Annotated in this window: 3 protein-coding genes; all 3 read left to right on the plus strand. The window is 60.5% G+C overall.

Annotated features, from left to right (window positions below; translation table 11 throughout):
- Window positions 1–4,036 (plus strand): non-ribosomal peptide synthetase (locus A3730_RS13910; protein WP_156501207.1); only part of this gene is annotated, 4,036 nt, incomplete at its 5' end.
- Window positions 4,037–4,049: 13 nt separating this feature from the next.
- Complete coding sequence (locus A3730_RS13915; RefSeq protein WP_231883961.1) at window positions 4,050–7,151, plus strand: amino acid adenylation domain-containing protein; 3,102 nt, start codon at window positions 4,050–4,052, stop codon at window positions 7,149–7,151.
- Between the two features lie 9 nt (window positions 7,152–7,160).
- The coding region (locus A3730_RS32695) for a phosphopantetheine-binding protein (RefSeq protein ID WP_231883962.1) at window positions 7,161–7,237 on the plus strand (77 nt) is incomplete at its 3' end.

The following is a 7,237-nucleotide window of genomic DNA, read 5'->3' on the forward strand; positions in this document are numbered from 1 at the left end:
GCCGGTCGGCGTCGCCGGGGAACTGTATATCGGCAACGAAGTGGGCCTGGCCCGTGGCTACCATCAGCGCCCGGACCTGACGGCGGAGCGTTTCCTGCCAGACCCGTTCGGCGAACCCGGCGAGCGCATGTATCGCACCGGGGACCTGGTGAAGTACCGGGACGATGGCGTAATGGAATACCTGGGCCGGGTGGATCAGCAGGTGAAGATTCGCGGCTTCCGTATTGAGCTGGGCGAAATTGAAAGCCGCCTGCTCGCCCATCCGCAGGTCCGTGAAGCGGTGGTGCTCGCCCAGCCGTCACCGGGCGGAGATCGCTTGGTAGCCTACATCGTCACACGCTCCTCGGTAGGAGCGGCGCTTGAGCCGCGAACCGAGGGTAGCGAGGTCCCATCGCTGGACGTTACCGCTATCCTTTCTGAACTGGCCATTTCCCTGCCCGACTATATGGTGCCCAGCCAGCTAATCACCCTGGAAGCCATGCCGCTGACGCCAGCGGGCAAAGTGAATCGCAAGGCATTGCCCTTGCCCCAATGGCAGACGGGCAGTAGCGGCGAGGCGCCGCAAACCGATAACGAAATGGTGCTGGCGGCAATCTGGCAATCCCTGCTGGGGCTGGAAAGCGTCAGCCGTGATGATCACTTTTTCAATCTGGGAGGCCATTCGCTGTTGGCGGTACAGATGGTTAACCGGCTGCGCCATCAGCACCAGCTGGATTTGCCGCTGAACCGGATTTTTGAGCAGCCATTGCTCAAGCAATGTGCCTTGCTGTGTCAGCCGGTGGATGCCCTGCCGGCGATTCAGCCGGTGCCGCGCCACGGTGACTTGCCCTGTTCTGCCGCCCAGCGTCGGCTCTGGTTTGTGCAACAGCTGGAACCGGAAAACGGCGCCTACCATATGCCGCTGGCATTGGAGGTGCGCGGTGAGCTGCATCGCGATGCTCTGCAACGAGCGCTGAATACTCTGGTGGCCAATCATGAAGGCCTGCGTACCCGTTTTATCGAGGCGGGTGGCGAACCCCACCAGCGAATTCTCGATGCTGGCACGGTGGCTATTGAGTGGCAGGACCTGAGCGAAGAAACCGGGGCGGACGCGGTAGCCCGCTCTCACCAACATGAGGCGCTCCAGCATGAGGCATTAACGCGGCCGTTCGACCTGGCAGCGGATGACTTGCTGCGGGTGCAGGTGCTGAAACTCTCGGCGCAGCGTTATCAGCTGTTGTTGGTGCAGCATCACATCATTGGTGATGGTGTTTCCATGCAGCTGTTGCTGACAGAGTTGAGCGAACTGTATCAACGGGCCCATCAGGGCGAGACGCTGGCGGCGAACCCCGCAGCGATTCAGTACGCGGATTATGCGGCCTGGCAACAGCAATGGCTGGACAGTGACGAGGCCCGTGCTCAAACCCAGTGGTGGGTCGAACAGCTCGGCGATGGTGGCGAGCCATTGGCCTTGTCCACGGATTATCCACGAGGTGGTTTGCCGGGCAAGGCAAGCGGCGGCGCGCGCTTGCCCATGCCGATCAGTGATGCGCAATTGGTGCAGCTGAAGCAGCGAGCCAGCGAGCTGGGCTCCACCGTGTCCACGCTGTTGCTCAGTGTCTGGCAGACCCTGCTGCATCGCTACAGTGGCCAGCCTCAGGTGCGGGTCGGGGTGCCGGTGGCTGGGCGTTTGTTGGCGGAGACGGAAACCCTGCAGGGCTGTTTCATCAATACGCTGGTGATCCCGGCGTCATACCATCAGCCGCAGACGTTTGCGCAACAGGTGGCGGCCACTCAGCAATTTATCGGTGCCGCTCAGGGCCGCCAGGCGTTGCCGTTCGAGATTCTGGTGGAGGCGCTGGGAGTAGACAGAAGCCTGGATCGCCACCCCTTGTTCCAGGTGGCATTCAATCATCAGCGGCTCAGCCAGACCTTTGCGCCCCAGTGGCCGGAAGCGGTGATTACCCCATTCGATCCCGGTGCCGCTGGTGCCCAGTTCGAACTGGCGCTGGATATTCTGGAAGACGATGAACAGCTGCAGGGCTTTATCGGTTATGCCACTGCATTATTCAAACCGGAAACCATCGAACGGTTACGGGACCATTTCTCCATTCTGCTGGGCGCGTTGCTGGATGACCCGCAGCAACGGCTGTCTGATGCGAGCCTGCTGACCGCAAACGAAGTGGCCGCGAGCCAAGACTTCAATCGTACCGAAAAAGATTGGGGCGATTTTACCGCGGTACCGAAGCGGCTGAGTCAGCAGGCGGCTCGCACCCCGGATGCCATCGCTCTGAGCATGGGCGAGCAGCAGCTCAGCTATGCGCAGCTGGAGCGCAAGGTCAATCAACTGGCGAACCGTTTACGCCGTGCCGGGGTGAAAGAGGACGTGCGTGTGGCCATCGGCTTGCCCCGGTCGCTGGAACTGGTTATCGGTATTCTTGCCATCACCCGCGCCGGCGGTGCCTATGTGCCGCTGGACCCGGGCTACCCGCAGGATCGACTCGCCTACATTCTGGAAGCGTCGTCCCCGGCGTTGTTGCTGACCCATAGCGAGTTGCTGGAAAGCTGGCCGCAAGTGGTGCCCATGTGGTGTCTGGACGAGTTGGATGTGAGTGATCAGCCGGTGACGCCGCCGGCCGTGCAGTGGCACCCGGATCAGGCGATCTATGTGATTTACACCTCCGGCTCCACCGGCAAACCCAAGGGCGTGCTCAATACCCAGGCGGCGCTGGAAAACCGGTTGCTGTGGATGCAGAACGAATATCCGTTGCAGGCGGCGGACTGTGTACTGCAAAAAACGCCGTTCAGTTTTGATGTGTCGGTGTGGGAATTTTTCTGGCCATTGATGGTGGGCGCACGGCTGGCGGTGGCACCGCCGCAAGCCCATGCTGATCCGCAATGGTTGCAACAGATCATGGCCGAGGAAGATGTCACCACGCTGCACTTTGTGCCGTCCATGTTGAAGGCGTTTGTGGATGCCACCGGCCTGCAGCATCTGCCACAACTCAAGCGCCTGATCTGTAGCGGCGAAGCGCTGGATATGGAGCTGCAGAAAGACGTGTTCGCCAGCCGCAACGATGTGGAACTGCACAACCTGTACGGCCCCACCGAAGCCGCCATTGATGTGAGTTTCTGGCAGTGCCGTTCCCTGGAGAGAGAAGAAAAGGAAAAGCCGGAAGGCGGCCACACCGTGCCCATCGGTGTACCGATCAGCAATATTCAGCTGCATGTGCTGGATACGGACCTCAACCCGGTCCCCCGTGGTGTCCCCGGTGAGTTGTACCTGGCCGGCACAGGGTTGGCACGGGGCTATTTTGCCCGCCCGGATCTGACGGCAGAACGTTTTCTGCCCAATCCTTTCGGTGAGCCGGGCAGCCGCCTGTACCGCACCGGCGATCAGGTGCGGCAACGGGGCGATGGCACCATTGATTATCTGGGCCGCCTCGATCATCAGGTGAAGATCCGGGGCTTGCGTATCGAGCTGGGTGAAATCGAACAACAGCTAAAGCAATTGCCTGAGGTGAATGATGCGGTTGTGGTTGCTCATCACAGTGACGCCGGTGACCAGTTGGTGGCGTATGTGAGCGCCGATAGCGATAACCGTGACGGTTGGCGACAGTCTCTCGCTGAGGCGTTGCCCGAGTACATGGTGCCCTCGCTGTTTATGGTGCTGGAGGTGCTGCCTCTATCACCCAACGGCAAGCTGGACCGCAAGGCCCTGCCGGAACCGCAATGGCAGGCCCGTGAATACCGTGCTCCACAAACCGACACCGAACAGCAATTGGCATCGTTGTGGGAAGAGTTGTTGGGGCAATCGCCAGTGGGGCTGGATGACAATTTCTTTGCCCTTGGTGGGCACTCGCTGTTAGCCACACGGGTGGTTGCCACGCTGCGCGATCGCTGGAGTGTGGATGTTCCTCTGCGCGCGTTATTTGAGGCGGACACCTTGCAGGCACTGGCCGCGCTGGTGGACGAACACAACGGCGATGCCAAACAGCAGGAGCAGGATGACCTGTCGGCCATGGCCGATCTGCTCGATGACCTGGAAGATTTATGATCCGGAGTGACCTATGAGCCTGGACAAGGCGGCACTGGCGCAGCGCTTTATGGCGCTGGATGAAACCAAACAGGCGGTTTTTCTACAGAAGCTGGGGGAAAAGGGCATTCCCTTCGAGCGTCTGCCGATTGTCGCCGGTGACCGCCCGAATCGTATCCCGCTGGCGCCAGCACAGCAGCGCCTGTGGACCATTCATCAGCTGGAGCCAGACAACACCGCCTACCACCTGATCGCCGCCTTTGAACTGAACGGGGCACTGGATGTGTCGCGGTTGCTGCGGGCTCTGGATGCGGTGGTCCAGCGACATGAAAGCCTGCGTACCCGTTTTGTGGAAGAGGGCGGCGAAGGGCTGCAACAGATTGGCACTGATTCCCTGATCGTTGAACAGCGCGATGCTCGCATGCTGGATGGCAATGCCCGGCAAACCCTGGCGGATGAACATGCTCACCGGCTCTTTGTGCTGGGCAGTGATTCGCCATTGCGTGTGCAGTTGCTGCAACTGTCGGATCAAGGCTGGCGCTTGCAGCTGGTCATGCACCATCTGGTGTCCGATGGCTGGTCCATGGATGTGTTCTTTGCGGATCTGGCGCAAGCGTATCTCAGTGATGCATCGCTGCCTGAGCTTGCCATTCAGTATGCGGATTACGCGCTTTGGCAAAAGGCCTGGCTGGATGCCGGTGAACGTGACAGACAACTGGCGTACTGGCGCCAACAACTGGGGCATGAGCAACAGGAAAGGGCGCAGCCCCCGTTACTGATTGCCCATGACCGTGCCCCGGCACAGACCGCCTTGCGTACGGCGGCCAGTGTGCAATGGACGGTTCCTTCTCACTTGCAGGGGCCGTTGCAGACGCTGGCGCGGAAAAACGACACCACCCTGTTCACGGTGGTTTTGGCGGCCTGGCAGTGGGCGCTGGCGTCGGTGAGTGGTCGCCGTGATATTCCGGTGGGTGTCCCGGTGGCTAACCGCGAACGCAGCGAAGTAGAAGCGCTGGTGGGATTCTTCGTGAATACCCTGGTGGTGCGCGGGCAGCCGCAGGCGGCGCTCACGGTAAGCCAGTGGGTGGCGCAGCTGCACCAGACCATGCTGGACGCCCAGGCTCACCAGGCGCTGCCGTTTGATCAGCTGGTGGCATCCCTGTCGCCTCGCCGGGAGCCGGGTGAAACACCCCTTTTCCAGGTGTTGTTCAACTATCAGCGTCGCGATACGACAGCAAGAAATCTGAGCGACGGCGTCACCATTGCACCGCTTGCTCAGGGTGTGCCGCATGCGTTGTTTGATTTGGCACTGGATGTCCATGAGGGGGATGGCGGTGCGTTGTTGCTGACGCTGACCTATGCGGCAGACCGTTTTCATTCAGACACTGCCGAGCGACTGAAGCAGGCCATGAGCCAGGTGCTGGCGGCATTCGGCGAGGGTCAGCGAACGCTGGGTGCCATCGCTGTGTCAGAGGCCGATTTACCGCAGCTGCAGCATTGGGGGCAGGGGGCCGGCCAGTGGCAAGCGGATAGTTTTGTCTCTTTGTTTTCACAGCAGGCTGCGAGACAGGGCGATGCCATTGCACTGATGCACGGGGATACCCGCGTGTCGTTTGCTGAATTGGAAGCACGTTCCAATCAATTGGCCCGTTATCTGATCGCCCAGGGTGTAAAACCGGATGGCGTGATTGGTGTGTCCTTCGAGCGCGGCGTCACCATGGTGGAAGCTTTTATCGCCGTGATGAAAGCGGGCGGCGCCTTTTTGCCGCTGGACCCGGGTTATCCCTCCGAACGCTTGCACTACATGCTGGAAGACAGCGGCGCCAAGTTGCTGCTTACGTCTTCAGATTTGATTGAAACCTTGCCCCGTGTTGCAACCGTTAGCCCTATTGCTGTCGATACACTCTCACTGGACAGTTTTGCTTTCGGCATTCCCAACGAAGAACCGCACCCGGATCAGCTCGCCTATGTGATCTACACCTCCGGTTCCACCGGCAAACCCAAAGGCGTGTCGCTGACCCATGCCGGTCTCTCCATGCATGTGCAAACCATCGGTGAACGCTATGGCATGACCCCGGATGATGTGGAGCTGCAGTTCGCCTCCATCAGTTTTGATGGCGCCGTAGAGCGCTGGACGGTGCCGCTGGCCTTTGGTTCCCGTGTGGTGATTCGTGACCAGCAACTGTGGAGCGCGGAACAATGCTGTGAGGTGCTGAAAAACGAAGGCGTCACCGTGGCCTGTTTTCCGCCCAGCTATATGGGCCCGCTGCTGGACTGGATCGAACAGGAAAAAACCGCACTGAAAGTGCGTTCCTGGACCCTGGGGGGCGAAGCCTTTACCCGGGAAACCTTCGAACGCATGCAGCAGGTGTTGAAACCGCAGCGCATTCTCAACGGTTACGGTCCTACCGAAACCGTGGTCACCCCGATGCTGTGGGCCGCCTATGAAGGGGACTCCCTGACCAGTGCCTACGCGCCCATCGGCACCGCCGTGGGGCCGAGAAAATTGTATGTGCTGGATCAGGATCTTAATCGGGTGCCGGTCGGCGTCGCCGGGGAACTGTATATCGGCAACGAAGTGGGCCTGGCCCGGGGTTATCATCAGCGCCCGGACTTGACCGCCGAACGCTTTCTGCCGGATCCCTTCGGCGAACCCGGCGAGCGCATGTACCGCACCGGTGACCTGGTGAAGTACCGGGACGATGGCGTGATGGAATACCTGGGCCGCGTGGATCAGCAGGTGAAGATCCGCGGCTTCCGTATTGAGCTGGGCGAAATTGAAAGCCAACTGCTGGGCCATGAACAGATTCGTGAGGCCGCCGTGGTGGCGCAGCCATCGCCGACGGGGGATCGCTTGGTAGCCTACATCGTCGCACGCCCCTCTGTAGGAGCGGCGCTTGAGCCGCGAAACGAGCGCAGCGAGGCCCCATCGCTGAACGTTACCGCTATCCTCGATGACTTATCCCAATCTTTACCCGACTATATGGTGCCCAGCCAGTTGGTCGTGTTGGAAGCCTTGCCGCTGACCCCGGCAGGCAAAGTCGATCGCAAGGCGTTGCCGGCGCCGCAGTGGCAAGCCGTCAGCGAAGGTGACGCACCACAGACGGACAATGAACAGACGCTGGCGACGATCTAGCAGCAACTGCTGGGCCGTGAAACCGTCAGCCGCGATGATAATTTCTTTGCCCTGGGCGGCGACTCCATTCTTGCCTTGCAGGTGGT

The organism is Alcanivorax sp. HI0044 (assembly GCF_001634945.1).

What these genes read in the sequence shown, in the direction of transcription:
- A3730_RS13915 (WP_231883961.1), top strand. Translation starts at nt 4,050, where the DNA reads ATGAGCCTGGACAAGGCGGCACTGGCGCAGCGCTTTATGGCGCTGGAT.